A 26056-nucleotide genomic window follows, 5' to 3' on the forward strand; every position below is an offset into this window, starting at 1 on the left:
CGCTCTCCGAAACCGGACCACCCGGTCCCTGAGCCTGTCGAAGGGCACACGCACCACCTCCACGCCCTTCGACAAGCTCAGGGACCGAAAACGACCAGTCGGAGGTCGGTGCCGTCCTGGGGACCGGTACCGAACTCGGGAACCGGGGATGCTTGCCGCGGAACGGAGCCGCTCTCCGAAACCCGACCACCCGGTCCCTGAGCCTGTCGAAGGGCACACGGACCACCTCCACGCCCTTCGACAAGCTCAGGGACCAGGTTGCGTTCAAGGACCAGCGCTGCACTCAAGGACCAGGGTTGCGCTCACGGATCAGGGATCCCCTCAGGGACCAGGGTTGCGCTCACGGATCAGGGATCCCCTCAGGGACCAGGGTTGCGCTCAAGGACCAGCGGCGCGCTCAGGGACCAATGGCGACCACCGTCAGCCCCTCAGCGGCCGACGCCCACCTCGGCGGTCGACGCACGCACCACGAGCCGCGGCACCGAACGCACCGTGCCGACGGAGTCGGCCTCGGTCAGCACCTCCAGCAGTGTCGACATGATCGTCCGGCCGAGTTCGGGGAAGTCCTGCCGCATCGTCGTCAACGGTGGCGCGAAGTGCTCCGCCTCGGGGATGTCGTCGAACCCCACGACACTCACGTCGTCCGGCACCCGGAGCCCGCGCTCGGTGAGCGCGTGGACCACGCCGAGCGCCATCTGGTCGTTCGCCGCGAACACCGCCGTGAAGGACGAGCCCGCACCGGTCGGACCGTCGCCGGCGCCCCGACTCGCGACGAGCTCCCGCCCCAACCGGAACCCGCTCGCCGGCGTCCAGTCCCCGACGAGCGGCTCGCGAGCCACGAGGCCGTGCTGCGACAGCGCATCCCGCCACCCGCGCACCCGCTCGAGGGCGTCCACCGAATCCGCCGGTCCGGCGAGATGCACGATCCGCCGGTGCCCGAGCCCGACGAGATGATCGACGAGGATCCGTGCCCCCTGGTACTGGTCGATGGAGACACTGTGGAACCCGTCGTGCCGACTCGATTCGACCGCGACGAGTGGCACCCCCAGGTCTATGCCACGCACCGCGTCGAGCGCTTCGCGATGTGCGGCGATGAGCACGATGGCTTCCACGTTCTGCCGCAACAACAACTCGACCGCCTGCCGCAGCGACGCCGGGTCCGACTCGAGCATGCTCGCCATGCTCACCGCATACCGGGCGTCCCGTGCGGCCTCGTTGAAGCCGAGCGCGGTACTCGACGGCCCGTAGTCCGGCCCGCCGGTCGTGATGAGCCCGATCGTCCGCGACCGCCGGGTGACGAGGGAACGCGCCGCCTGCGACGGCGTGTACCGCAGCTGCGAGATCGCCTGCTCGACCCGCAGCCGCGTCGCAGGACGCACGTTCGGGAGGTCGTTGAGCACGCGCGACACCGTCTGATGTGAGACACCGGCGAGCCGCGCGACGTCGAAGATGGTCGCGACCCGTGCCTTCTCGTCGTCGTTACCCACCAGTGCTGCCGGCTCCCACCTGACGACGTCCGTCCGCCGCTCTCTCAGAGCAGCGTATCCGGCGATCCCGGGCATGATCGCGCGATCAGCGCCGTCCACAGCGGTTCAGCGGCTCAGCAGCTCAGTCCTCACCGCGCATGGGCAGGGCTCCCCATCGCCCGGGGAAGGAGCCGACGGTAGCGTGAACGACGTCGCGGAAGGCCGCGGCGCCATCCGAACCCGGCGTCGTCCCCTCAGGAGGAGCTCACATGATCATCTGGACCCGCTGGGGCATCGTCGTCTTCCTCATCTTCGGCCTCTCCGTCGGCGCCGGATTCCTCATCAAGGCGATCACGGTACCGAACCTCGACGACAGCGCACCGCAGACGGGCGTCTTCGTCGGCATCGGATTCCTCCTCGGCGCCGTCGCCTGCTGGGCCTTCGGGAAATACGCGCTGGCCAAGCTGGACGCCCCGCGCCCGGTCGTCGTCTGGCAGCAGCTCGCGCAGCCGTACGTCAACGAGCACGGCCTGACGGTGAAGCAGGAGGCCGTGCCGGTGCTCCACCCGCAGACCGGCGAACAGCTCTACAGCCGACCGAGCTCGACCCTGTTCTTCATCCCGGTGCGCTTCTGGGCGTTCATCATCGCGGCGATCGGTGTGGTCGCTATCGTCGTGGGGTTCGTCTCCAGCTGAGCGAGCGGGCGGTCAGCCCTGGCGGCCCTTCCAACGCGGGTTCAGCTTGTTGATCACGAAGACCCGCCCGCGCCGTCGGACGATCTGTGAACCCGGCTTGTCCTTCAGCGACTTGAGCGATGCGCGGACCTTCATGGTGGCCTCCCGTGGTGATGATGCGTGCTAACTTGTTGAGAACGATTCTCAACAAAAGCCACCGTAGCACCACCGTTCAGGAGAGCCAGCCGTGACCCGCACCAGCGCCCCGTTGTTGACCGTGACCCTCGTCCTCGGCACCTGCCCGCCGGAACGCCGCACCGTCGCCCGCCAGATCGCCGGCTCCTCGTCCGCCCTCGTCTCGATCGAACGGTCGGACCTCGGCGAGAGCGCCCACGCCGAGATCGACGACGCGATCGAGGCGATCGTGCGGCACCCGCTCGCCCCGCGACATCTCGTCCTCGACTGCGGGAGCACGGTCCGTCCCGTCGACGCGGTCTCCGCGGTCCTCGGGCATCGGGACGAGGCGTTCCTCGACGCGGTGGTGACGGTCGTCGACGCCGCACACCTCCTGCGCGACCTGCACGACGACGAGTACGTGACCCACGAAGACGACGACGGCGACACCGTGTACACCGCCCGGTCCATGATCACCGTCGAGCACATCGAGTACGCCGACACCATCGCCGTCGCCGGGCGGCGCGGCGTCACCCACGCGCAGCTCGCCGTCCTGCTCGCCCTGCTCAGCCACCTGAACCCGACGGCACTGACGCGCTTGGTCGAACCTGTCGCGACCCGTCCTCGAGCGACACCCGGGGTCGCGGTGAGCGCGAGCACCCGCCAGCCGCTCGCACGCTACCGCGACTCGCCCTTCGACCTCGAGCGTTTCACCACCTCACCCGGATGGATCGCGATGCTGAACGGCGAGCACCGCCCGTGGGTCGACCACGACCGCGTGACCACCCTCCGGTTCGACAGCCCGAGGCCGATGCACCCGGAACGCCTGCTCGCCTGCTTCGACGGCCCCATCGAGGCAGGCGACCTCGGACAGGTGATCCGCACCGCCGGCTTCCTCGCCCTCGCGACCCGAGCGTCGCGCGTCGGTGTCCTCCAGCACGTCGGTTCGATGATCGACCTGGAGCCGACCTCGTTCGAGACGAGCGATCCGGGGGCCCCGCTCGGGCAGGAGCTCGTCGTCACCGGGATCGACCTCGATGAGGCTGCGATCACCGCCGCCCTGCACGGCTGTACGCTCACGGACGAGGAGCTCCTCGCCGGTCCGGGGGCCTGGGCGCGCTACCCCGACGCCTTCACGCCATGGAGTTCGACGCACGAGCACTGAGCCGCGGCTCACCAGCGCTGCCGCGGCACTCACGGACGACCGATCCGCGCGCTCTCCCACTCCTCACGGACGAACCGCACGAACTGTTCGACAGCCGGCGACACCGCACGCACACGGCTGGTCGCGACGCCGATCACCCGGACCGCCTCGTCGTCGAGCGGGACGAGCACGACGCCCTCGATATTCGTCGAGTCGGGGAGCACGGCGATGCCGACCCCGGATCGCACGAGCCCGCGGAGCGTCGACAGTTCCGAGACCTCCATCGACACCCGCGGCACGATCCCGTGGCGGGCGAAGTACGCGTCCGCGATCTGCCGCAGACCGGAGTCGGTGGTCATCGCGAGGAACTCCGTCTGCTCGAGATCCCCGGCGGCGAGCGACGTCCGTTCGGCGAGCGCATGCCCGGCCGGCACCCCGAGCGCGAGCCGCTCGGAGGTGAGCGGACGCCATTCGATCTCCGGATCTCGCGGTTCCGGGCTGAGGAAGGCGACGTCGGCCGAGCCGGAGCGGAGTGCGTCGAGCACGCTGTCCGCCTTGCCTCCGTCGAGGACGAACCGGATCTCCGGGAGCAGCGTCCGATACTCGCTCACGATCCGCGGGATGAGCCAGCCGCCGAGTGACGACACGTAGGCGATCGACACGAGTCCGGCCGAGGGGTCGCGGAGCTCGTCGATCCGGGACTGCGCGTTGTCGAGTTCCGTCTGCGCCCGGAGTGCGTGCACGAGGAGGATCTCGCCGTAGCGGTTGAGCTCGAGGCGGTTCTTGTGGCGGTCGAACAACTCGACCCCGGCGTCCGCCTCGAGCCGACCGATCGCCCTCGTGAGGGTCGACTGGGAGATGCCCAGGGCCTCGGCCGCGTACGGGACGTGGCCGTCTTCGGCGAGCGCACGGAGGTACGCGAGTTCGTCGATCCTCATGCCCTCATGATGCCGCACTCCCGCGTCGGCCGTGCGACGGCTTGGCGGTGGAGTGGCGGGTCAGGAGGCGGCGAAGCGGGCGTGCACGCGGGCGGCCACCGTGATGTCCTCCGGCTTCAGATCGAGCCCGCCGTCACCCGCCGGCGCGGCCGCCCCACGCATCATGGGGGCGGCGTTCTGGGTGCTCGTCGAGCGCGTTTCGTCGCCGAGCATCCCGGGCTCCGCGAGTGCGATGGGCCGGACCGTGCCGAGCCCGAGGCTCCTGGCGTAGCTCGTCGCGCGGTCGACGGCGTCGCGCACCGCGTTGTGCTGCGCCTCGGCCGTGATGCGGTGCTTGGTCGCCTCGGTGAGGGCCCAGGTCACGCCCCCGACCGTCACGCCGTCCTGGCTCGCGATCTCCTCGACCCAGCGTGCCAACGTCTGCAGCTCGGCGAACTTCACCTCGAGCACGACGGAGGCATGGTGCACGAGCGGCAGCTGTTTCCCGTCCTTGTTCCAGGGTCGCTCGCTCCAGACGCGCAGACGGTCGGCGGACCACCAGGTGACGGCCGACTGCGCGCGGAGGCCCTGTGCGGCCTGGGTGAGCGCGTTGTGCACGGCGGTGGTCCGGGAGACGACGGGCTCTCGGGCCGGCCCCTCGAACCCTGCGGAGAGACGGACGGTCCCACGCTCGGCCGGGTGGTGGTAGTCGAAGCGGCCCTCGACGGTGATGATCGTTTCGGTCATACCGGGCACTCTATCCCCGCGCCCCGTGGGACCGCCGGGCCGTCGCCCGGCCCGTCGGCTAGCATCTCGACCATGACGGACGGCGGAACCTGGGCGGATCGACGGCGCGCGCGCCACGACGGTGCACGACGGGGGTTCGACCGCTCCCAGCGCCGCGGACTGGAACCGGGCGACGTCGAGACCGTCGCGAAGTACCTCAAGGAACGGGTCTACGCGACGTTCACCGGCCTCGCGATCGTGCTCGTGCTCGCCGCGAACGTGGAGCACCACGACGCGGCGGACGCCCTGTTCTCCCTCGTCATCGGCGTCGTCGGGATCACGCTCGCGGGACTCGTCGCCGAGATGATCGCGCATCTCACCGCGCACGGTGCCTTCCCCGATCAGGCCGGATGGCGCACGATGCTCCGGATCGCGTGGGGTTCGCTGCTCACCGTGGCGACGCCGACCATCCTCCTCGTGCTCGCCGTCGTCGGGGTCATGGAGGTGGCGACCTCGCTGCGCGTCTCGGCGATCGTGTACCTGATCACGCTCGGGCTGAGCGGATGGTTCGCGGTCCGTCGCGCACGGCTGACGATCTGGCAGCAGCTCATCGCCCTCGCCGCGCTCGTCCTCCTCGGTGTGCTCGTGATCGGCGTGCAGGTCCTGGCCCACGGCTGAGCCGGGTGAAGCGGTTCCGCGGTGTCCGGCACGGACTTCCGGAAATGCGCGGGCGGTCCGCGACGTTGAGCCCCGTGTGAGCACTCCGGAGACCGTCGACGTCGTGGTCGTCGGCGCGGGTCAGGCCGGCCTTTCCGCCGCATACCACCTCCACCGTCGCGGGTTCGTGCCGCTCGACGCCGTGCCGCTCGAAGCAGCCGGGGGCCCCGCGTCCGACGAAAACACCCGCACCTTCGTCGTGCTCGACGCCGACGACGCCCCTGGTGGCGCCTGGCAGCATCGTTGGCGCTCGCTCACGATGTCGACGGTCAACGGCATCTACGACCTCCCGGGGATGCCGAAGCCCGAACTCGACCCCGCCTCCCCGAGCGTCGACGTCATCCCGCCCTACTTCGCAGCCTTCGAGGAACGCTTCGCGCTGGCCGTGCGCCGGCCGGTGCACGTGCGCGCCGTGCGGCGGGAGGACGACGACCCGCGCGGCCGCCTCCTCGTCGAGACCGCGGCGAGCGCCGGTCAGCCGCCCACGGTGTTCCGCGCCCGCGCGGTCGTGAACGCCACGGGCACCTGGACGAAGCCGTTCTGGCCCGCCTATCCGGGCCGCGAGCGATTCGCCGGGCGTCAGCTGCACGTGGCCGACTACGTCTCGGCCGAGGAGTTCCGCGGCCAGCGCGTGATCGTGGTGGGTGCCGGCGTATCCGCCATCCAACTCCTCGACGAGATCTCCCGCGTCGCCGAGACGGTGTGGATGACGCGTCGCGAGCCGGAGTGGGTGGAGGACGAGTTCGACACCGCGGCACGGGTCGCGGCGATCGCGGGCGTCGAGGAGCGCGTCCGTCAGGGCCTCCCGCCGGGCAGCGTGATCTCGGTGACGGGCATGCACTGGACGCCGTGGGCGCGGTCGGCCGAGGCGCGAGGGGTGCTCGTGCGGCATCCGATGTTCAGGCGCATCGAGGAGGACGGGGTGATCCTCGACGACGGCTCCTTCCTGCACGTCGACGCGATCCTCTGGGCCACCGGGTTCCGGGCGGCGCTCGACCACCTCGCACCGCTGGGGATCCGTCTCCCCGGTGGCGGGATCCGGATCGACGGCACCCGAGCCGCCGACGAACCACGGCTGCACCTCATCGGCTACGGCCCGTCCGCGTCGACGGTGGGCGCCAACCGGGCGGGTCGGGCGGCGGTCGCGGCGATCATCGCCGATCTCGACACGGTACCGACCTCAGTGGGCTGAGCCCGGATCCGCTCGGCCGGTCACTGCACGGGGACGGGGATCGGCACGGCCGGAGCACGCTCGGAGCGCACGAAACCGATCCCGAGCAGGATGCACAACCCTCCGAAGAGCTGCGCGAGCGACAACTGCTCTCCGAGGAGGACCCAGGCGAAGCCGGTCGCTGCCACCACTTCGAGGAGGCCGGCGAAGGACGCGAGCCGGGACCCGAGCATCTGACTCGCGGTGATGCTCGACGCGTACGCCACCGCCGTCGACACCACGCCGACGAACAGGAGGGGCACCCACCAGGCCACCGCCGTCCCGAGGACGGTGACGTCGCTGTCCGACGTCGTGAACGGCACCCCGACCAACCCGGCGAGCCACAGGCTGAGCGCACCGATGAGCAGCCCGATGGACGCGAAGGCGACGGGAGGGAGGCCCTTGGCCGGACGAGCCGAGATGACGTAGTAGGCCGCACACCCGACCATCGCGAGGATCGCGAAGACGAGACCCGCAGGGTCGAGGGTCGCGCCACCACTCGGAGCGACGACGAGCACGAGCCCCACGAGCGACACGACGGAACCGACGAGCACGACGGTCGCAGGGCGATGCCTGGTCAGCACCCAGGCGACCGCGACGAGGAGGAGCGGCGCCATGTACTCGACGAGGATCGCGGTGCCGACGGCGATGGTCTGCAGGGCGGCGAAGTAGACGAGCTGCGTCGCAGCCACACCGATGAGGCCCATGCCGAGGAGCCGCCAGCGACCTCGCCACACCGAGTCCCAGCGTCCACGGAGCGCGATGAGGGCGAACGGCGCGAGCACGAGACCGCCGATCAGCGCCCGGACGGTGACCGCTGCGGCCGGACTCCACCCGGACGCGAGCACCGGTTTGATGAAGGCTCCCGAGGTGCCGAACGCGACCGCGGCGAGCACGGCGACGAGCAGACCGACCGTGGTCGAGGATGTGGACTTCATGCGAGCCTCCGACTGCCGCGAGTGGGGCCGGCGGAAGGGTGGACGCCCGGCTGAGATGAAGCTATCGTCGGACCGAGTAAGGAGTCAACTTGCATTTTGCCCCTGACACTGAGGACGCGTTGCTGTTCGCCGCGCTGCTCGTGAACACCCGCGCCGGAGCGTCCAGGAGCGGCGAGGACGAGCTGGCGACACCGGCACGACTCGTCGAGCTCCTCCGCGTCAGCCGCTACTCCGGCAGGGTGGACGGCGACGAGCCCGAGCGCACCGCCGTAGCGGCGCTCCGGGAACGGGTCCACGCCCTGTGGAGGACCGACGCGGACGGCCCCGACACCCGCGACCAGGCCGTCACGGAGATCAACACGATGCTCCGCGAGTCGGCCGCGCTCCCCCAGTTGCGCCGCCACGACGGCTTCGACTGGCACCTCCACGCCACCGAGTTCGACGCCCCGCTCGTCGACCGGATCCAGACCGAGATCGCCATGGCGCTCGTCGACGTCGTGCGGTCCGACGCCTGGGACCGGCTCCGTCTGTGCGCCGCCGACGACTGCGACGGGCTCCTCGTCGACCTGTCGCGCAACGGCTCCAAACGCTACTGCTCCGTGCGCTGCAGCAACCGGGTCAACACGATCGCGTTCCGCGCGAGAGCGCAGGAACCGCTCGACAGCGGGTCGGACGCGGCTACGCCTGCGCCCGTGTCACGTCCCACAGGTGGTGCACGGGGTCGTGGATGAAGTAGCGGCCGAGCGTCTCCGTCGTGAAGCGCGCTCCGTCGCTCCGGAGGGCGGTCCGGCCCAGCGCATCGTCGGGGACCCGTTCGAACGCGGCCGCCAGCGTCGCCGCCGCCTCGGTCAACTCAGCTGAGACGACCCGCGGGTCCTGCTCGCCGTAGCGCTCCTCGACGGCCGTCGCGTCCTGGTCCCAGTTCGCGAACGTCGGGTCGTCCTCGTCCAGGACGAGCCGCAGTCGGACGTCGAAGATGCGGAACACGTCGCGCACGTGGGCCGCGTACTCGAGCGGCGACCAGGTCTGCGGGTCGGGCCGCGTCCGGACGTCGGCCCGCTCCAGGACCGCCGGCCACGCGGCGGCGACCTCACGGATCGCGTCGGGCAGCGCGCGGAACGCCACCTGGGCCGTATCGAGCCCGCAGTCGGGGCAGGGTCGTTCGAGGACCCAGGTCCAGCTCTTCGTCTCCGGGACGATCCCGGCCTCGTCGGGGGTGTGTGTCGTCATGGCTTCACTGTAGGAAGCGGCGTCGCTCAGCGGCCCCCGGAAACCGTCATCGTGCCACGATCCAGCGCCACGCTGCGGCCGCGGAGACCGATCGCGCTACCCGGCGGGGGCGACGGGCGGCGCGCAGACCATCGCCGAGGCGGCGAGCTGTTCGGCCATCTGCTGCTCCGACCACGGGAGTGCGATCTCCGGAGCCTTCTGCCCACTCGCCGGTGCCGCCTTGGCACCGATGGACGCGAGCTGCATCGCCAGCGCCTGCACGAAGCCGGCGCCGAGCGTGGAGTTGTTCAGCATGACGACGACCGTGAGGCCGGACGTCGGATCCGCGAAGGCCGCGGAGAGCGACCCGGGCATCGATCCGGCCTGACCGCGGAGCGGCCCGAGCTGCACGCCACCGACACCGAACGTCTTCCACGTCGGCTGGTCGTCGCCGAGAGCGACCGGGTCCTTCCACTGCTTCTTGTACGTGCTGTCGTTCAACAGCGAACCCGAGGCGAAGGACTGGGTGAACTTGCGCAGGTCGTCGACCGAGGAGACGACGCCGCCCGCGGTCCACACCATGGACGGGGAGAGTTCGGTCTCGTCCGTCGGGGTGTCGCACTGGAAGGTGCCGTCGGCGATGCGCGGCGTCAGGTACCCCTTCGGGTGCGAGCCGGGAAGGGTGACCGTGGCGGCGTCGGGGAAGCTGGACTTCGACATGCCGAGCGGCGAGAAGACGTAGTGGTCGTAGAGGGACTGCCACGACTGCCCGGTCAGTTCTTCGAGCGCCATCCCGAGCAGGATGTAGCCGGTGTCGCTCGAGCCGAAGAGCGCGCCGGGAGCCGTGCGCGAACCACTCGCCAGGCCGTTCGCGAGGATCTCGGCCATCGACCAGTTCCGGGTCGGGTTCGTGACGAACTGCGCGTTGAGGGCAGGCGTGTACGTGCCGAGCCCCGAGGTCCCCTGGCAGAGCTGCTGGAAGGTGATGCCGTCGATGCCCTGGATCTGCGGCAGCGTCTTCTTCACCTGGTCGGTGAGCTTGATCTTGCCCTCGTCCACGAGCTCGAGGAGCACCGTGCAGGTCATGGGACGCGTGGTGTCGGCGATGCGGTAGACCATGGACGGATCCATCTTGGTCTTGCCACCCGGCTCCGTCGTGCCGACGCCCGCCGTGTAGCTGCCGGCCCAGGGTGCCCAGACGCCGACGATGGCTCCGGAGGAACCGGACTGGGCGACGGCGGATTCGACCGCGGCCGTGATGGCGTCGGTCGTGTCGCCCGCCAGGGCACCGCTCACCTGGTCGGGGAAGTCGGTGTCGGACACCGAGGGTCCCGAGCAGCCGACAAGCACCGTCGCGAGCGTCGCCGCCGTGAAGAAGGCGGCGAGGCGTCTGCGCCTCGAAGCTGTTGCAGTCAAGTCATCCCCCTGATGAGCGGTCTGCCGGACTGCAGACTGCTCCCGATTGTAACCGGGGTCGGCTGGGAGCAGCGGTCGCGCGCCGCGCGCCGGGCACGTCGCCCGCGGCCCTGGTGCGCCGACCGATGATGGTGTTCCCTGGAGAGGTGACCTCGAACCCGTTCCCGCAGTCCACCGTCGACGCCGTCCTGGCACACATGAACGGCGGCCACCCCGACGACAACCTGCTCATCGTGCGCGCGTTCCTCGAACCGGCCGCCGAGGCCGCCACGATGATCTCGCTCGACGAGACGGGCGGCGAGTGGACGTGGACGGTCGACGGGACTGCAGCCGGCGGCTGGGTACCCTGGCCGGCGGGAACGATCACCGAGCGCGGTGAGATCCGCCGCGAGGTCGTGGCCCTCTACGACACCGCCTGCGAGCGCCTCGGTGTGGAGCCCCGCCCGCACGGCTGAGTGTTGGCAGCGACCAAACCGTCGGGTGTCCGACCTCCGAACTCCTCCATGCCCGGGAAGCGCCCGCGGCCCGACGGACCCCAGGAGGCTCCCATGCGTCACTCACCCAACCGGCTCCTCGCCACCGTCTTCGGCGCGGTCTACGTGGTGGTCGGACTGCTCGGCGGCATCGTCGCCGGTGGCCTCCCGTTCCTCACCACCGAGGGTGGGCTCCTCCTCGGGATCTTCGAGGTCAACCCGCTGCACAACATCGCACACGTGCTCATCGGTGCCGCCCTGCTCATCGCGGGCCTGTCCAGCGCGGTCGCAGCCAAGACCGTCAACACGGTCATCGGAGCGTTCTACCTGCTGCTCGGCGTCGTCGGGTTCTTCATCGTCGGATCAGCGCTCAACATCCTCGCGCTGAACACCGCCGACCACTTCCTCCACCTCGCGAGCGCGGTGGTCCTGCTCGGCGCCGGACTCGCCGCCGACAAGCGCGTGTCGCGGGTGGCGACGGCCTGACATGTCCACATCGACCGCACGCGTGACCGCCCGGGCGGACGACGGCGTCTCGGCTCGCGCCGGAACGACGTCGATCGCGAACAGCCTGTTGGCGATGGCCGCCCTCGGTGCCGGTCTCGTGTTGGTCGCGACCGGCGCCGGGTCCTCGCCCGTCGGCGCGGTCCCGCTCGTGGTGCTCGGGGTCGGCGCACTGCTGTGGGCCGTCGTGGTCCTCGTCCGCGACCGTGTCCCCGGGCTCCGAGCGTCGTTCGTCGGTGCGGTCGGCACGGTCGTCGTGTGGGTGACCCTGTACGGCCTGGCCTCCGTGGGCGTCACAACGGTCCCGCCGTTCCTCCCCACGCTGTCGTCGACGGTCCTCCTGTTGACGGTGGCCGGCGTGCTCGCCAGGCGGCTCCGGAGGCTCACGCTCGCCTCGACGGCACCGGAGGAACTCGAGCTGGACGAGCTGGTGGCCCACCGGAGCCGCCGCCCGCACCGGGCACCGAGCACCGGGCGATACGTGCTCACCCTGCTCGCCGGCGCCGCGGTGGTGGCGGCCCTCACGACGCCGGCGCTCGCGCAGACCAGGGCCGGCGAGTTCGCGGTGCCGCACGGTTCCCTGCACAGCAGCCACTGATCAGCTCCACCCCCGCCGAATCACCCTCCCCTCCGAGAGCGCAGACGGCTACACTTAGGCAACCCTTACCGACAACGCCGACGTGGAGTCCGACATGAGCACTGTGATCCCCTTCTCCCAGGCACTGCGCGAGCGCACTTCTGCCGGACACGCCTCCAGCGAGGGCGCGGACTTCATGGGCGACCTCATGACCGGGAAGGGGTCGAAGGCGGACTACGTCGCCCTGGTGGCCCAGCACTTCTTCATCTACGAGGCCCTGGAGGCCGCGGCCGACCGCATGCGCGCGGACGCCGTCGCCGCGCCGTTCATCAGCGACAAGCTCACGCGACTCCCCGCCATCGTGCAGGACCTCGAGTTCCTCATCGGGCCCGACTGGCGCGAGCAGATCACCCCGCTCCCGACCACCGCCCGCTACGTGGCTCGCATCAACGAGGTCGGCGCGATCTGGCCGGGTGGCTTCGTCGCGCACCACTACACCCGCTACCTCGGTGACCTCTCCGGCGGGCAGATCATCCGCACGCTCATGCAGCGTCAGTTCGGCTTCGACACCAACGGCGTCGGCTTCTACCTCTTCGGCGACATCGCGAAGCCGCGCGAGTTCAAGGACACCTACCGCGAGCAACTCGACGCCGTGCCGTGGGACGACGACGAGCAGGCGCGAGTCATCGAAGAGGTCATGGTGGCCTACCGTTTCAACACCGACCTCTTCCGCGACCTCGCGACCGCGAAGGCGACCGCCGTCGCCTGAGCCGCGAGGTCTCGTCCGATTACATCGTCAGCGAGAGCGCCAGGACCCCGAACATGGCGACGAACACGAGGGCGAGCACCGCGTACACGGCGATCTGCGCGCCGCGTCCCTTGATGACCGCTTGGCCCCGCGGCGCGAGTGAGCCCGATACCCACTGCTGCGCCGGCGCGATGTAGTCGAGCGTCGGTGCCTCGCCTGGGTGCAGCAGGTAGTCGGCCTGGCCGAACTCCCACAGCCAGGCCATCGAGCACGCCACGTGGACGGGCCGATCGGCGGGCACCGTGAACTGCGACGGCCCCCAGTTCGGTCGGTGCTCGAAGCCGTCGATGCGGACGACGAGCGGGATGAACCCCCAGTACCCGGCGAACGGCGGCTTGCTGGTGTGCAGCTCGAGCGTGCGCCAGGCGGTGATCGGACCGGGCTGCGGCTGGCCCTGTGGCATCGGATGCGTCATAACCGATAATCGTAGGGTTACCGGCCCCGTTCGTTCGCCCCTTCTTGGGCGAACGAACGCCGATTCGCCCAGAAATGGGCGAGCGGACGCTACTGCCCCGACATGAACCGCTTCACGTCGGTGTCGACGATGATGTCGCTCGGGCGCAGCGGCCGCGAGAGGTAGAGGCCGTCCAGCGTGGAGATCCGGCTGAGCGCGACGTAGCTCTGCCCGGGACTGAACGCACGGCTCCCGAGGTCGACGATGGCGCGGTCGTAGGTCTTGCCCTGGGACTTGTGGATCGTGACCGCCCACGCGAGCCGCAGCGGGAACTGCGTGAACTCCGCCACGATGTCGCGCTTCAGCTGCTTCGTCACCGCGGAGTAGGAGTACTTGTACTTCTCCCAGGTGGCCGGCTCGACCTCGAACTGCTCGCCGTCGACCTCGACCCACACGGTGGAGTCGATCTTCACCACCGTCCCGAGCGTGCCGTTCACCCAACGACGTTCGCTGTCGTTGCGGAGGAACATGACCTGCGCACCGACCTTGAGGTCGAGCGCCTCGTCGGCCGGGAACGCACGCCCCCCGAAGTCACCCGAGACCTCGGCGTTGGCGGTGAGGGGCTTGCCGTCGAGCTTCGCGAGCGCCGCTTTGTTGATGCGGTCGACGGCGTCGTTGCGACTCGCGAGGGTGATGACGCCGTCCTCGGGTGGGGTGCGCGCACCCATGCCGTTCAGTCGCCCCGCCATCTCCGCGGTGACCTGCCCGTGTCGGACCCCGTTCAGCAGGTACTTGAACTCGGCCTCGTGCTGGCGGTGGATCTCCGTCAACTCGACGAGCTGCAGCGGGGTCTCGGACCAGACCTTCGCATCGAAGAACCAGAACGAGCGGTAGGTGTCGGCGATGTACGCCCGCTCCTCGAGACTCCCCGGCACCGGGGCGAGCTGGTACGGGTCGCCGAACAGGACGATCTGCACGCCGCCGAACGGCTCACGCGGCCGCTGCCGGGCCTGGCGGAGGCTCCGGTCCATGGCGTCCATGAGGTCGGCGCTCACCATGGAGACCTCGTCGACGACGAGCGTGTCGATCGCGTTGAGGAGCTTCCGGGTCTGGTCGTTCTGATCGATCGTGTGATCGGCGATGAGCCCGATCGGCAACCGGAACAGCGAGTGGATCGTCTGGCCGCCGACGTTCAGGGCGGCGACGCCCGTCGGTGCGCAGATGGCCAACTGCTTCGAGGTGTTCCACGCGAGGTGGTTGAGCAGCGTCGACTTGCCGGTGCCCGCTCGACCCGTGACGAACAGGTGCTCGCGGGTGCTCTCGATGCGATCGAAGACGGCTTGCTGCTCGGCGGAGAGGGCTACGCTCATGGTGCTTCGGTTCCCTCCCGTTTTCGCCCTCCAATCCTACGCGAGGCGCCCGCCTAGGATGTGGGGATGAGCCATGTCGCGACGCGTGGGGAGCTGCGACGCCCGGGGGCGGTGCGCGGTGCACTCGTGCGCGCCGTCGTGCTGTGGCTCTGCATCGCCGCGCTGCTCACAGCGGCCATCCTCTCAGCCTGGTCGGCCGTCGCCCGGGACGTCTACGGCGCGGGGTCGTTCGCGAGAAGCTACCTCCAAGCACTCGCCGCCGACGACGCGGCCGCGGCACTCGCCCTCCCCGGGGTCGCGCTGAGCTCCGCCGAACTCGAGGAGGCGGGCCTCCCCGCCGACAGTTCGGACGCCCTCCTGCGCAGCGAAGCGCTCGGCACGATCGAGAACGTCCGGCTCGTGTCCGACGTCACGACCGCCGCCGGCACCCACGAGGTGACCTTCTCCTACCGGCTCGCCGGCCAGCCGCACCGCACCGCCTTCTCTATCATGAGCGGCGAACGCACCTTCGGCCTCTTCCCGTCCTGGCGGTTCGAGACGAGCCCCCTGAGCGTCGTCCGGCTGACCGTCGCGCACACCACCGGGTTCCTGGCGAACGGCTTCGAGCTCGACAGCCGCCGGGTGGCTGCGGGTTCTGAGGGGGCCTTCACCTCCACCGTCCCGCTCCTCACCTTCACGCCGGGCAGTGTGGACTTCTCCGTCGACACCCCGTACCTGACGGCGTCCGTGGACACGGCCACGACCACCGAGGTCGCGAGTGTCGTCGACGCCGAGGTGACGGCGAACGCGACCCCCGGGTTCGTCTCCGAGGTGCAGACGCAGGTCGACGAGTACCTCGACGGCTGCGCAGCTCAACAGGTGCTCCAACCCACGGGGTGCCCGTTCGGCATGCTGATCCGCGACCGCGTCGACGACCTCCCCGTCTGGTCCATCGCGAGCTACCCCGTCGTCGACGTCCAGCCGGGCGACATCGGCTGGCAGATGCCCGCGACGGGCGGCGCCGCCCATATCGTCGTCGCGGTGAAGTCACTCTTCGACGGGACCGTCTCGACCCTGGACGAGGACGTACCGTTCACGCTGTCGGCGTTCGTCACCATCCGGAACGACGGCTCCCTCTACATCGACCTCCGCTGAGGCCCGCCCGCTAGGAGCGGGTGTCGTTCGCGGCCATCCGGGCGAGGCGCTCGTTGTACTCGTTGAGTTCGGCGTCGTTCGTCCGGTCGGCGTTGCGGTCGAGGCGCTTCTGGTCCTTCGCGTCGCTCTTGCTCCACGAGATCGCGACGGCCACGGCGAGCGCGAGCGTCGGGATCTCGCCCACGCTCCAGGCGATGCCGCCGCCCGTCTGCTGGTCGAGCAACGGGGCCTGCCCCCAGGTCCGGCCCATCGCGCCGAACCAGTCGGCGAGGAAGAGCCCCGTGGAGGAGATGATCGCGAGCCCGAAGAAGGCGTGGAACGCCATCGTCCCGAAGAGCAGGAGCAGCCGCATCGGGTAGGGCAGTCGGTACGGGACGGGGTCGATGCCGATGAGCGATTGGACGAAGAGGTACCCGGTGATGAGGAAGTGCACCACCATCCACTCGTGACCGATGTGGTCCTCCATGGACCAGCGGAACAACGGCGTGTAGTAGAACACCCACAGCGACCCGGCGAACAGCACCGCGGTGACGATGGGGTTCGAGATCAGGCCCGCGAACTTCGAGTGCACGGCGAGCAGCACCCATTCGCGACCACCGCGGGAATCGTCCTGGCGCTTGCGGACGGCCCGCGCGAGCAGGGTCACCGGCGCGCCTGGGACGAGCAGCACCGGCACGAGCATGGTGAGGCCCATGTGGCCGAGCATGTGCACGCTGAAGAGGTAGGGCTGGTAGACGTTGATGCCGCCGCAGGTGAGGTAGAAGAGTACGAGCAGCCCGAGCACCCAGCTCACGGTCCGCAGGACCGGCCAGGAGTCGCCACGGCGATGGAGGCGGACGACGCCGGCGAGGTAGAAGAAGATGCCGAACGCGCAGGCCAGCAGCCACAGGAGGTCGATGTTCCACTCGGTGAAGTAGCGCGCGAAGGTCAGCTCGGGTGGCAGCTCCTCACCGGTGAGCAGGACGGCCGGGGTGGGTGTGCTCGGGATCGCCTGGTCGACGGGCGGAGCGGTCTTCGCCAGGGCTGCTGCAGCCCCGGACGCGATGCCCATGAACCCGAGTTCGAGGGCGACGAGCCACCAGAACGTACCGGTGCGCGCGGTGGCCGTGGTCGCCCGCTCCGCCGCCGACCGCTCGATACGGCGGATGAGCACCCGACGCTGCAGCGCGCCGAAGAGACCGAGCGCCAGGAGCGCGAAGACCTTGACCAGGACGAGGATGCCGTAGGGCGTGCCCAGGCGGTCGAGCGAGCCGATGCGCAACTCGGCACTCACGTACCCCGACACCGCGACGACGACGAACGACACCAGCGCGACCGTCGAGTACCGCAGGAGCACAGGCGCGAGTCGGCCGTCTTCGAGGGTCTTGCGGATGAACACGAGCGTGAGGAGCCCGCCGAGCCAGATGGCGGCGAACACGAGGTGCAGCCCGAGCGCGGTCACGGCGGCGTTGTGCCCGCTGGCCTCGGCCGAGTGACCCTGTTGGGCCATCGGCAGGAGCGAGACGAGCGACAGCCCGAACACGAACACGAGCACCGTGTGGTTGCGGACGGCGAAGCAGAGCACCGTCACGGCCGCGGCGATGAGCGTGGTCTGGAGCCAGGCCTGACCGGACTCGATGCTCGTGAAGAACAGGCTGAGCTTGGCGCCGAACGCGTCGTCGAAGGTGAGCGGCACCTGCGTGACGTTGAGGAAGGTGAAGAACCCGGTCACACCGGCGGCGACGGTGAAGACCGCCGCGCCTGCCGCGGCGACGTCGAGCGCCGCACCGTATTCGCGACGATCCGGGCTGAGCGCCCAGCAGGACATGAGCAGCGCACCGATGGTGACCGCTGCGCTGAGGTTCACGAGGAGCTGCGCGACGGGCAGGCCCCAGCGGACGACCGTACCGGGATCGCCCAGCAACTGGGCGTCGGCGCCGCCACCGAAGGCCAGACCCGCGAGGAGGGTCGCCACCGCCACGAGGAGCAGCAGGGCGGGACCTGCGAGGCGGACGGCACGATTCACGGTGCAAGCCTACGCGGCGCTGCTGGGAACCCGGACCGCAGTGGGACGCCGCTCACGCCCGCACGAGCAGGGTGGACGAGCCGTCCTCCAAGCGACGTACCTCGATCCGTTCGCCGATGCGCTGCTTCATCTCCTCGACGTGGCTGACGACACCGACGACCCGGCCACCCGCCGAGAGACGGCCGAGTTCGGCCATCACCGTGTCGAGGGTCTCGGGGTCGAGACTGCCGAACCCCTCGTCGACGAAGAGCGTGCCGAGTTCGACACCACCGGCCTCTCCGGTGACGACGTCGGCGAGCCCGAGCGCCAGGCAGAGGGACGCGTAGAAGGTCTCGCCGCCGGAGAGCGACTTCGGGTCGCGTCGGCGATCGGTCCGGTGGTCGTGGACGGTGAGTGACAGGCCGACCTTCTGGCTGCGGGACGGCCCCTCCTTGAGGTCGCTTCTGACGAGCTCGTAGCGGCCGCCGGACATCGATTCGAGGCGGGCGTTCGCCGCAGCGACGACATCCTCGAAGCGGCGCAGCAGGACGTAGGTGCCGAGCGTCACCCGGGTGGCGTTCTCCCCGCCGGAGGCGGACACCACGTCGGCGAGGCGCACGACGGCCGCGGCCTCTCGGACCGCCTCGGCGTTCTCCTCCGCCGCTGCTTCGAGCGCGGCACCGGCCGTCGCCGCATTGCTGGCGCGTCGTGCCGACACCGCGGCCGCGGCTGTCGCTGCCGCCGACGCCGCCTCGGCCTCCGCCAAGCGTCGGGCCGTGGCCTCGACGTCCGGGGCCTCGGCATCCGCCGCCTCGACGATGCTCGGGCTCGCGAGGGCCTGGGCGTTCGCCGTCGTGTGACGCAGGTGGTCGGCGACCCGCGCCTCGGCGTTCGCGCGCTCCACGCCACCCATCGCCGCCGCTTCCGCTGTAGCCCGGTCCGGGAAGCCGGCGCGCTCGAGCGCCGCCTCCAGCTCCACGGACCGTTCCGTGTCGCGCCGACGCCGCTCTGCGAGGGACGTGCGTGCGCCGGCGAGCTCGGTGAGCGCGGCGAGTTCGGCGGCGAGCAGGGCATCCAGCTCGGCCAGCGATGGAGCCCGGTCGTCCAGGACGCTGAGCACCTCGACGCGGGCCTGCTCGTGCGCACGTGCAGCCGACGCCGACCGCTCGATCAGGGTCGCGCGCTCGGCGACGAGCTGCGCCTCCGCGACCACACCGGCGAGGTGTTCCTCGGCGAGCCGAGCGGCCTCCGCGAGCTCGGCCTGTGCGTGTTCCGCAGCGGAGGCGGCCTCCGTGCGCTGCCGCTCGGCAGCATCGACCGCGGCGTCGACCTCACTCCTGGCCGCCGCGGGGTCGAAGCCGGCCGGCGCGGCCACCGGCTCGGTGTCGTGGTCGGGCTCGGATCCCGTGTCCACGACCTCGGCGTCGGTTCCGGCGGGGTCCACACCGCTGTCGGCGGTGAGCGTCAGGACCGTCTCGACGAGACGTCGGCGCTCGGCGAGCGCGAGGTCACGGGCCTGCTGTGCCGCGTGCAGGGCGGTCTCGGCCTCGTCGCGCGCGGCGGCGGCCGCCTCGACCGCGTCAGCGTCGGGGTGATCGCCCGCGAGCGCGGCGGGGGCCGGGTGGCTGAGCGAACCGCAGACGCTGCACGGCTCACCGTCGACCAGGCCTGCCGCGAGCTCGCCCGCCATCCCGTCGATCCGGCGGAGCCGCAGAGCGGTCTCGGCTTCGACCGCGGTCTTCGCCGCTGCCGCCGCACTGGTGAACCGTGCGGTGAGTCCGGTGAGGCGCACATCCGCGGCGTCCACCTGATCGAGTGCCGCCCGGCGTTCAGTGGCTCGCGCCACCGAAGCCCTCGCGTGCTCCAGCGCGGCGACGGCGTCCGAGGCGCGTTGCGGCGCTTCCTGGAGAGCTGCTCGACGGGCGTCTCGGCGGGTCTGTTCCTCAGCCAGCTCCGCGAGCCGGTCGTCGAGCTGGGCGAGTTCGGCGCGGAGGCCGTCGAGAGCCAGCTGGCGTGCCGCGGTGCCGGCCTCGAGCGCGAGCACGGCGGTCAGGCCGGCGCGCTCGACGGTGATCGCCTCGCGACGCGACGCGAGCCCCGCGTCGTCCAAGGCGACGATCCGTTCATCCGTCCGCCGCTCAACCTCCGCGAGCGCTTCGGTCGCGTCGTCGAGCGCGGTGGCAGCGGCCGTGGCTCCGGCCATCGCGGATGCGACCGTCTCGGCGCGCGCGGCTGCGGCGATCCGCTCGGTCAGGGTGGCGACCGGTTCGTCGTCGATCGCGAGCAACTCGCGCTCCCGCAGCAGCTCGGCGCGGCGGTCGAGGGCGGCGAGCAACGTCGTCGCGGCGACGTGTTCGGACCGAGCCTGATCGAGCGCCTGCCGCGCCTCGGTGGCGGTAGCGGCATCGGTCACGGCGAACCGTTCGAGGACGGCGACCACGCGTTCGGCGTTCGCGAGGAGGTCCGGCGAATCGGCTTCGAGCGGCACCGCGAGGGCGGTCAGCTCGGCGTCGGGTCCGGGATCGCGCTCTGCGTCGGGACCGGCCTCGGTGCTCGTACCGGGATCAGGCACCGCGAGCTCGAGCGCGGTGGAGTCCACTCCATTTGAGGGGTCCGACCCCGCAGCATCCGCGAGCGCTCGGGCGTCGTCGAGTTCCGCGGCCCCGGCGAACCGGGCGATCGCTCGTCCGAGCGCCTCCTTCGCCCCTTCGATGTCGCGCTGCGCCTGACGGCGTTGCTCCACGAGGTGCTTCGCGAGCCGCTCGTAGTGCTCCGTCCCGAAGAGCGATCGCAACAGCTCGCTGCGCTCCTCGCCACCCGCGGCGAGGAACTTCGCGAACTCGCCCTGCGGCAGGACGATGGTCTGCACGAACTGCTCGCGGGTGAGTCCGACGATGCGGCTGATCTCGGGACCGATCTCCTGGGCGCGCGTCGACAGGGTCTCCCCGGTGGCGGCGTCCGGATCCGTCAGGCGGACGAGGGTGGCGCTCGCCTGCTGCGGCGTGAAGCCGGTGCCACGCTGCTTGGGTCGCTGATACGCCGGCGTCCGGCGCACGCGGTACACGCCAGAACCGGTCTCGAACACGAGCTCCACGAACGGTTCCGTGCCGGGGAGCGCGTGGTGCGAGTGCAGTCGGTCCTTGCTGGCGCCGGTGCCGGCGAGCTCGCCGTACAAGCCGAAGACGATGGCGTCGATGATCGTGGACTTCCCGGCCCCGGTCGGCCCCTCGAGCAGGAAGAGTCCTGCGCGGCCGAGCTCGACGAAGTCGATGGTGTGTTCACCGGCGTACGGGCCGATGGCTTGGAGGGTGAGTCGGTGCAGTCGCATCAGGCGCTGCCCTCCATCGCGAGGGCGGCTTCGTTGGCCGCTGCGATGAGCTCGCGCTCGCGCGGTGTCGCGGGCGCGCCCGTCGCATACTCGATGAACTCCGCGGTGACCTCCACCGGGTCGGAGATCGCTGTGACCGCCGCGGCCCGGGCGTCCTCCGAACGGTTCGCCGGCGCGTGCGACCAGACGAGCAGGTGGGGGAACCGTCGGCTCAACGCGGCGTAGAGCTCCGGCGGACGGACGTCGTCGGTGACCGTGGCGCGCACCCATGCGTCGGTCGCCGAGTCCCCGGCGGGCCCCTCCAGCTCGGCGAGGGTGCCGGTCACGTCGACCAGGCGGCGCGGAACAGGCGCCGGGAGCAGCTGCAGCTCGACGGAACCGTCGGCTCCGAGGTCGACCAGCACGCTGGACTTCACCTGGTTCCGCTCCGAGAAGGAGTAGGCCAATGGCGAGCCTGAGTAGCGCATCCGCTCGACGCCCGACGCAGCGCCGACGTGCTGAGCACCGTGCAGGTGGCCGAGGGCGACGTAGTCGAACCCGTCGAAGAGCTGAGCCGGCACCGCGTCGACCCCGCCGATCCGGATGTCGCGTTCGCTGTCGCTCGCGAGCCCACCGATCACGAAGGCGTGGGCGGCGACGACGGACCGCACCGGCTGCTCCTGCCGTCGTGCGGTGAGGTCGGCTCGGACGCGCTCAAGGGCGGCGCCCATCACGGCGGCATGCGAACGGGCGAGCGGGGCGTCGGTTGATCCGAGCACGCCTCTCGCGGTGTCGGGGTCGAGGTAGGGCAGGGGGTAGAAGGCGACGGGGCCATGCTCGTCGTCGACGACGACCGGTTCGCCGACACGCGTGAGGTCGGCTCGAATGTCGATGCCCTCCCGCAGCATGGCCGCTCCGAAGCCCAGACGGATCGCGGAGTCGTGGTTACCCGGGGCGAGGATGACGCGCGTCCGGGCGGCCAGGCGCCCGAGTGATTCCGAGAGCAGCGTCACGGCCTCGACGGGCGGGATCGCGCGGTCGTAGATGTCACCGGCCACGAGGAGGACGTCGACCGCGTGCCCCTCGACGAGCTGCTCGAGGTGCTCCAGGACGGTGCGCTGGAAGGGGAGGAGGTCCACGCCGTGCAGCGACCGCCCAAGGTGCCAGTCCGAGGTGTGGAGGATCCGCATGCAAGCAATGCTAGGCGGATGCGCCGACACCGCAGCGTCCGGGGACGGCGGGATGCACGACCCGTCGATGCCCTGCGACAGGTCCTCCAAGACGAACGACAGCAGGGCGTCGCTTTCGCGACGCCCTGCTGTCGTGGTCTGGTCCGGAACCGTGGGGTCCGGGCCGAGCCGTCGCGGACCGTGGTCCGCGAGGAGTTACTTGACGGAAGCCTTGAGCTTCGAGCCGGCGGTCACCTTGACGCGCTTGCCGGCCGGGATCTGGATCTCGGCGCCGGTCTGCGGGTTGCGGCCCGTGCGAGCGGCGGTATCGGTCTGCTCGAAGGCGATCCAACCCGGGATCGAAACCTTGCCGCCCTTGGCGACGGTCTCAGCGACGGTGGTGAACAGCGCGTCGACAACGCTGCCGACGGTCGCCTGGCTCTGGCCGGTCGAAGCGGCGATGGCGGCGACGAGTTCGGTCTTGTTCAAATTTGCCATTGTGAGGGTCCTCCTCGGACGTTGCTGCAACGTACAGCTGACTGGTTGGTAGCGAAGGTGTCGCTGATACGGCACCAACTGGTCGGTGTGACCGCCTCGAATGTAGCAGCAATCCGCGAGAAATCAGGGATGTATCCGCTGTTCGCGGACAAACGGACCTGCGTGTCGGTCGTTTCCCAGCTGGGAGCGGCCCGGACGTCGACCCTCACCGAGCGCCGATCACGCTGTGCCCGGCGGCCCGCGAGAGCAACCACGCCTCGATGGTCGGGAACAGCGTCAGCACGGCGATCGCGAAGAAGGCGAACTGGTACGGCAGGAGGAGGCCCCCGCCGACATCAGTCTCGAGCGAGAACCCTGTGGACAGGAGGATCGCTCCCACCGCGACGCCGAACCCGCTCGCCGCCTGTTGCAGGGTCGAGTTCAGGGTGTTCGCCCGCGACATGTCCGCTGGTTCGACGTCGGCGAAGGTGATCGTGTTGTACGCCGTGAAGCCGACCGACCGCGCCACACCGCTCAGGAACAGGAGGAGCGCCATGACGACGATGGAGGTGTCGGCCGTCAGGAACGCCATGGCGACCATGCACAGCACCCCGATGACGTTCGACGAGACGAGCACGAGTCTGAACCCGAACCGTCGGAGCATCCACGTCGTCGCGGGCTTGATAGCCAGGTTCCCGGCGAACAGGAACAGCACCATCGACCCGGCTTCCACCGGCGTCCACCCGAACGCGTCCTGGAACAGCAGTGGCAGCAGGAACGGGACGGCGCTGATGGTCAGGCGGTAGACGCTGCCCCCGGCGTTCGCCAGCCGGAACGTCTCCACGCGCAGGGAGCGGAGGTCGACGAAGGGATGCGAGGAGCGCAGGAGATGTCGGACGGCGAGCCCGAGCAGCGTCACCCCGACGGCGAGGGACACGGCGAACCAGAGCGGTTCGAAGCCGATGCCGGTGACGAGCGACGCGGCGACGAGCAGCGAGGCCAGACCGACGCAGCTGAGCGACAGGCCCAACCAGTCGAGTGGCGGCACCTCGTCAGCGGCGAAGTCGGGAACGATGCGGAGGGCGACGATGAATGCGGCGATACCGAGGGGCACGTTGATGAGGAAGATCCAGTGCCACGAGGCGAACTGGGTGATGACGCCACCGAGGAACGGCGCGATGATCGGTGCGGCCAGGGCGGGCCAGGTGAGGAGGGCGATGGCCTCGATGAGCCGGTCCTTGGGGGTCACGCGAAGGACGGCGAGCCGGCCGACGGGAACCATCAGCGCGCCTCCGACGCCCTGGAGGACCCGGAACCCGACGAGCATCGGCAGTGTGGAGCTCAGGGCGCAGAGGATGGAGGCGACCGTGAACACGGCGATGGCGACAGCGAAGACGCGTTTCGCGCCGAAACGGTCGGTCAGCCAGCCGCTCACGGGGATGAGGACGGCGACGGTGAGGAGGAATGCGGTGACGGCGAGCCCGACCGCGGTGGACGTCGTACCGAGGTCGCGTGCGATGCTCGGGGCCGCGGTCGTGAGGATCGTGCCGTCGAGGTTCTCCATGAAGAAGCACCCGGCGACGAGGAGCGCGATGGCGCGTTGCGTGCGAACGTCCAGCTGCTGCTCCTGTCGTCGATGACGGTGTACGCGAACGGGCCGCCCGCAATGCGGACGGCCCGTTCGATGGTGCGTTGCTGTGTCAGCGGAATGTGTGTTCCGGCTGAGCGGGTGTTACCAGCTCGACTTGCGGACGCCGGGCAGCTCGCCCTTGTGCGCCATGTCGCGGAAACGAACGCGGCTGATGCCGAACTTCGAGAGGTTGCCTCGCGGGCGACCGTCGATCGCGTCGCGGTTGCGGAGGCGGACCGGCGAAGCGTTGCGGGGAAGCTTCTGCAGGCCGACGCGAGCTGCCTCGCGCGACTCGTCGGTGCCGGCCGGGTCGACCAGGGCCTTCTTCAGTTCGGCGCGCTTCGTGGCGTAGCGGTCGACGATAACCTTGCGCTGCTCGTTACGGGCGATCTTGCTCTTCTTAGCCATCGTTAGCGCTCCTCTCGGAATTCAACGTGCTTGCGCACTACGGGGTCGTACTTCTTGAGCACGAGACGGTCGGGGTTGTTGCGACGGTTCTTCTTGGTCACGTAGGTGTAACCGGTACCAGCCGTCGAACGGAGCTTGATGATCGGACGGACGTCCTGCTGCTTAGCCATTAGATCTTCACCCCACGAGCGAGAATGTCCTTGACGACGGATTCGATGCCACGAGCGTCGATCACCTTGATGCCCTTGGCGGACACCTTGAGGGTGACGTTACGACGCAGCGAGGGCACGTAGTAGGTCTTCTTCTGCACGTTCGGGTCGAAGCGGCGCTTCGTGCGACGGTGCGAGTGCGAGATGTTGTGACCGAAGCCTGGAACGGCTCCTGTCACCTGGCACACTGCTGCCATAGTAGTTTCTCCTTCATTACCGCAGGACGACTGTCCTGCCCAAGATCTCTTGTCGGCGTCGCGGTCCTCGAGCCGGAGCTCAGTGACCGTGATCACGATGGGGACATGGAGCGTCCACACCAAAGATCGAGCCTACGCCATGTAGACCCGACAAGCAACTGCATTCTGTTGTGCTTCGTTAACGCAAAATGGCCACCCAAGAACCTTGGGTGGCCATTTCAACGAAGAAGTCCGGCGGTGTCCTACTCTCCCACAGGGTCCCCCCTGCAGTACCATCGGCGCAAAGAGTCTTAGCTTCCGGGTTCGGAATGTGACCGGGCGTTTCCCTCTCGCTATGGCCGCCGAAACACTATTGATGTATCAAAGTGAACAAGCAAACCAACACGCTGTGCGAACACAGTGGTGTTGTTTGCGGGTTCTCGACCGTACATCGAGAACCACTCAGTGGACGCGTAGCATCTTCGTATTCAAACAAAGAAAGTGTTATCAAATTATCGGCTTATTAGTACCGGTCAGCTCCGAGAGTCTTTCGTCCTCTCTTCCACATCCGGCCTATCAACCCAGTAGTCTGGCTGGGAGCCTCTCGCCCGAAGGCATGGAAATCTCATCTTAAGGCCGGCTTCCCGCTTAGATGCTTTCAGCGGTTATCCATCCCGAACGTAGCTAATCAGCGGTGCTCCTGGCGGAACAACTGACACACCAGAGGTTCGTCCAACCCGGTCCTCTCGTACTAGGGTCAGATCCTTTCAAATTTCCTGCGCGCGCAGCGGATAGGGACCGAACTGTCTCACGACGTTCTAAACCCAGCTCGCGTACCGCTTTAA

The 26056-nt window shown here is 69.6% G+C and carries 27 protein-coding genes and 2 rRNA genes; 10 read left to right on the forward strand and 19 right to left on the reverse strand.

What is annotated here, in order from left to right; genetic code table 11:
- Positions 1 to 428 precede the first annotated feature (428 nt).
- Positions 429 to 1487 carry a LacI family DNA-binding transcriptional regulator gene (locus tag QRN27_RS16020; protein ID WP_285043090.1) on the reverse strand — a complete coding sequence of 353 codons (1059 nt, stop codon included), beginning with the start codon at positions 1485 to 1487 and terminating at the stop codon, positions 429 to 431.
- 248 nt (positions 1488 to 1735) lie between these two features.
- Here QRN27_RS16020 and QRN27_RS16025 point away from each other — a divergent pair, with 248 nt between their 5' ends.
- Positions 1736 to 2161 carry a hypothetical protein gene (locus tag QRN27_RS16025; protein ID WP_056782284.1) on the forward strand — a complete coding sequence of 142 codons (426 nt, stop codon included), beginning with the start codon at positions 1736 to 1738 and terminating at the stop codon, positions 2159 to 2161.
- 12 nt (positions 2162 to 2173) lie between these two features.
- On the opposite strand, the gene ykgO is transcribed toward QRN27_RS16025, so the two are convergent.
- Positions 2174 to 2296 carry a type B 50S ribosomal protein L36 gene (ykgO, locus tag QRN27_RS16030; RefSeq protein WP_056010578.1) on the reverse strand — a complete coding sequence of 41 codons (123 nt, stop codon included), beginning with the start codon at positions 2294 to 2296 and terminating at the stop codon, positions 2174 to 2176.
- 91 nt (positions 2297 to 2387) lie between these two features.
- On the opposite strand from ykgO, the gene QRN27_RS16035 reads away from it, so the two are divergent.
- Entirely contained in the window at positions 2388 to 3479 is a 1092-nt protein-coding gene (locus tag QRN27_RS16035) for a GTP-binding protein (protein WP_285043091.1), read from the forward strand.
- 29 nt (positions 3480 to 3508) lie between these two features.
- Here the strand turns inward: QRN27_RS16035 and QRN27_RS16040 are convergent, their stop codons facing one another.
- Together QRN27_RS16040 and QRN27_RS16045 are read right to left on the reverse strand one after the other, a co-directional pair.
- Positions 3509 to 4396 (reverse strand): LysR family transcriptional regulator, encoded by an 888-nt coding sequence (locus QRN27_RS16040; protein WP_285043092.1) that lies wholly within the window; start codon positions 4394 to 4396, stop codon positions 3509 to 3511.
- Positions 4397 to 4456: 60 nt separating this feature from the next.
- Positions 4457 to 5122 carry an SIMPL domain-containing protein gene (locus tag QRN27_RS16045; RefSeq protein WP_285043093.1) on the reverse strand — a complete coding sequence of 222 codons (666 nt, stop codon included), beginning with the start codon at positions 5120 to 5122 and terminating at the stop codon, positions 4457 to 4459.
- 72 nt (positions 5123 to 5194) lie between these two features.
- On the opposite strand from QRN27_RS16045, the gene QRN27_RS16050 reads away from it, so the two are divergent.
- Both QRN27_RS16050 and QRN27_RS16055 read left to right on the forward strand, forming a co-directional pair.
- Positions 5195 to 5779 (forward strand): hypothetical protein, encoded by a 585-nt coding sequence (locus QRN27_RS16050; RefSeq protein WP_285043094.1) that lies wholly within the window; start codon positions 5195 to 5197, stop codon positions 5777 to 5779.
- Positions 5780 to 5855: 76 nt separating this feature from the next.
- A complete protein-coding gene (locus QRN27_RS16055; RefSeq protein ID WP_285043095.1) occupies positions 5856 to 7010 on the forward strand; it encodes an NAD(P)-binding domain-containing protein in 1155 nt (384 codons plus the stop codon).
- A 20-nt stretch (positions 7011 to 7030) separates the two neighbouring features.
- Here the strand turns inward: QRN27_RS16055 and QRN27_RS16060 are convergent, their stop codons facing one another.
- Complete coding sequence (locus QRN27_RS16060) at positions 7031 to 7966, reverse strand: EamA family transporter (RefSeq protein ID WP_285043096.1); 936 nt, start codon at positions 7964 to 7966, stop codon at positions 7031 to 7033.
- A gap of 89 nt (positions 7967 to 8055) precedes the next feature.
- Between QRN27_RS16060 and QRN27_RS16065 the strand changes: the two genes are divergently transcribed.
- A complete protein-coding gene (locus tag QRN27_RS16065) occupies positions 8056 to 8697 on the forward strand; it encodes a CGNR zinc finger domain-containing protein (RefSeq protein WP_285043097.1) in 642 nt (213 codons plus the stop codon).
- Here the strand turns inward: QRN27_RS16065 and QRN27_RS16070 are convergent.
- Entirely contained in the window at positions 8645 to 9196 is a 552-nt protein-coding gene (locus QRN27_RS16070; protein ID WP_285043098.1) for a DinB family protein, read from the reverse strand. The genes QRN27_RS16065 and QRN27_RS16070 overlap by 53 nt on opposite strands.
- 96 nt (positions 9197 to 9292) lie before the next feature.
- Entirely contained in the window at positions 9293 to 10591 is a 1299-nt protein-coding gene (locus tag QRN27_RS16075) for a serine hydrolase domain-containing protein (protein ID WP_285043099.1), read from the reverse strand.
- Positions 10592 to 10737: 146 nt separating this feature from the next.
- On the opposite strand from QRN27_RS16075, the gene QRN27_RS16080 reads away from it, so the two are divergent.
- The 4 genes from QRN27_RS16080 (at position 10738) to QRN27_RS16095 (ending at position 12914) form a co-directional block, all read left to right on the forward strand.
- The gene (locus QRN27_RS16080; RefSeq protein WP_350224102.1) at positions 10738 to 11046 is read left to right on the forward strand and encodes a DUF2470 domain-containing protein; all 309 of its coding nucleotides are present in this window, start codon (positions 10738 to 10740) and stop codon (positions 11044 to 11046) included.
- A gap of 93 nt (positions 11047 to 11139) precedes the next feature.
- On the forward strand, positions 11140 to 11550 hold the full coding sequence (locus QRN27_RS16085) for a DUF4383 domain-containing protein (protein ID WP_056010550.1): 411 nt from the start codon (positions 11140 to 11142) through the stop codon (positions 11548 to 11550).
- A 1-nt stretch (position 11551) separates the two neighbouring features.
- Complete coding sequence (locus tag QRN27_RS16090) at positions 11552 to 12166, forward strand: hypothetical protein (RefSeq protein ID WP_285043100.1); 615 nt, start codon at positions 11552 to 11554, stop codon at positions 12164 to 12166.
- Between the two features lie 94 nt (positions 12167 to 12260).
- Positions 12261 to 12914 carry a biliverdin-producing heme oxygenase gene (locus QRN27_RS16095; RefSeq protein ID WP_056782297.1) on the forward strand — a complete coding sequence of 218 codons (654 nt, stop codon included), beginning with the start codon at positions 12261 to 12263 and terminating at the stop codon, positions 12912 to 12914.
- 19 nt (positions 12915 to 12933) lie between these two features.
- Here QRN27_RS16095 and QRN27_RS16100 read toward each other — a convergent pair whose 3' ends face one another.
- Together QRN27_RS16100 and QRN27_RS16105 are read right to left on the reverse strand one after the other, a co-directional pair.
- On the reverse strand, positions 12934 to 13368 hold the full coding sequence (locus QRN27_RS16100) for a hypothetical protein (RefSeq protein ID WP_056782299.1): 435 nt from the start codon (positions 13366 to 13368) through the stop codon (positions 12934 to 12936).
- A gap of 89 nt (positions 13369 to 13457) precedes the next feature.
- Positions 13458 to 14717: an ATP-dependent DNA helicase gene (locus QRN27_RS16105; protein WP_285043101.1), complete on the reverse strand. Its 1260-nt coding sequence runs from the start codon at positions 14715 to 14717 to the stop codon at positions 13458 to 13460.
- Between the two features lie 66 nt (positions 14718 to 14783).
- Here QRN27_RS16105 and QRN27_RS16110 point away from each other — a divergent pair, with 66 nt between their 5' ends.
- Complete coding sequence (locus tag QRN27_RS16110; protein WP_285043102.1) at positions 14784 to 15851, forward strand: hypothetical protein; 1068 nt, start codon at positions 14784 to 14786, stop codon at positions 15849 to 15851.
- 10 nt (positions 15852 to 15861) lie between these two features.
- Here the strand turns inward: QRN27_RS16110 and QRN27_RS16115 are convergent, their stop codons facing one another.
- The 10 genes from QRN27_RS16115 to QRN27_RS16160 all read right to left on the reverse strand — a co-directional run.
- Positions 15862 to 17856, reverse strand: a complete 1995-nt coding sequence (locus QRN27_RS16115) for a bifunctional copper resistance protein CopD/cytochrome c oxidase assembly protein (protein ID WP_285043103.1) — start codon at positions 17854 to 17856, stop codon at positions 15862 to 15864.
- A 52-nt stretch (positions 17857 to 17908) separates the two neighbouring features.
- A complete protein-coding gene (locus QRN27_RS16120) occupies positions 17909 to 21163 on the reverse strand; it encodes an AAA family ATPase (protein ID WP_285043104.1) in 3255 nt (1084 codons plus the stop codon).
- Entirely contained in the window at positions 21163 to 22332 is a 1170-nt protein-coding gene (locus QRN27_RS16125) for an exonuclease SbcCD subunit D (protein ID WP_285043105.1), read from the reverse strand. Before QRN27_RS16125 ends, QRN27_RS16120 begins: the two co-directional genes overlap by 1 nt.
- 195 nt (positions 22333 to 22527) lie before the next feature.
- Positions 22528 to 22809 (reverse strand): HU family DNA-binding protein, encoded by a 282-nt coding sequence (locus QRN27_RS16130; RefSeq protein ID WP_056010531.1) that lies wholly within the window; start codon positions 22807 to 22809, stop codon positions 22528 to 22530.
- A gap of 205 nt (positions 22810 to 23014) precedes the next feature.
- Complete coding sequence (locus tag QRN27_RS16135) at positions 23015 to 24406, reverse strand: MFS transporter (RefSeq protein WP_285043125.1); 1392 nt, start codon at positions 24404 to 24406, stop codon at positions 23015 to 23017.
- A 114-nt stretch (positions 24407 to 24520) separates the two neighbouring features.
- Entirely contained in the window at positions 24521 to 24826 is a 306-nt protein-coding gene (rpsN, locus tag QRN27_RS16140) for a 30S ribosomal protein S14 (protein ID WP_056010528.1), read from the reverse strand.
- 2 nt (positions 24827 to 24828) lie between these two features.
- Positions 24829 to 24996, reverse strand: a complete 168-nt coding sequence (rpmG, locus tag QRN27_RS16145) for a 50S ribosomal protein L33 (RefSeq protein ID WP_056010525.1) — start codon at positions 24994 to 24996, stop codon at positions 24829 to 24831.
- On the reverse strand, positions 24996 to 25232 hold the full coding sequence (rpmB, locus tag QRN27_RS16150) for a 50S ribosomal protein L28 (RefSeq protein WP_056010522.1): 237 nt from the start codon (positions 25230 to 25232) through the stop codon (positions 24996 to 24998). Before rpmB ends, rpmG begins: the two co-directional genes overlap by 1 nt.
- 229 nt (positions 25233 to 25461) lie before the next feature.
- Positions 25462 to 25578: ribosomal RNA gene (gene rrf / locus QRN27_RS16155) — 5S ribosomal RNA — on the reverse strand.
- A gap of 136 nt (positions 25579 to 25714) precedes the next feature.
- Positions 25715 to 26056, reverse strand: a 23S ribosomal RNA gene (locus QRN27_RS16160); the annotation flags it as partial.

It is taken from the genome of Plantibacter sp. LMC-P-059a (genome assembly GCF_030209505.1).
Classification (GTDB): Bacteria; Actinomycetota; Actinomycetes; order Actinomycetales; family Microbacteriaceae; genus Plantibacter.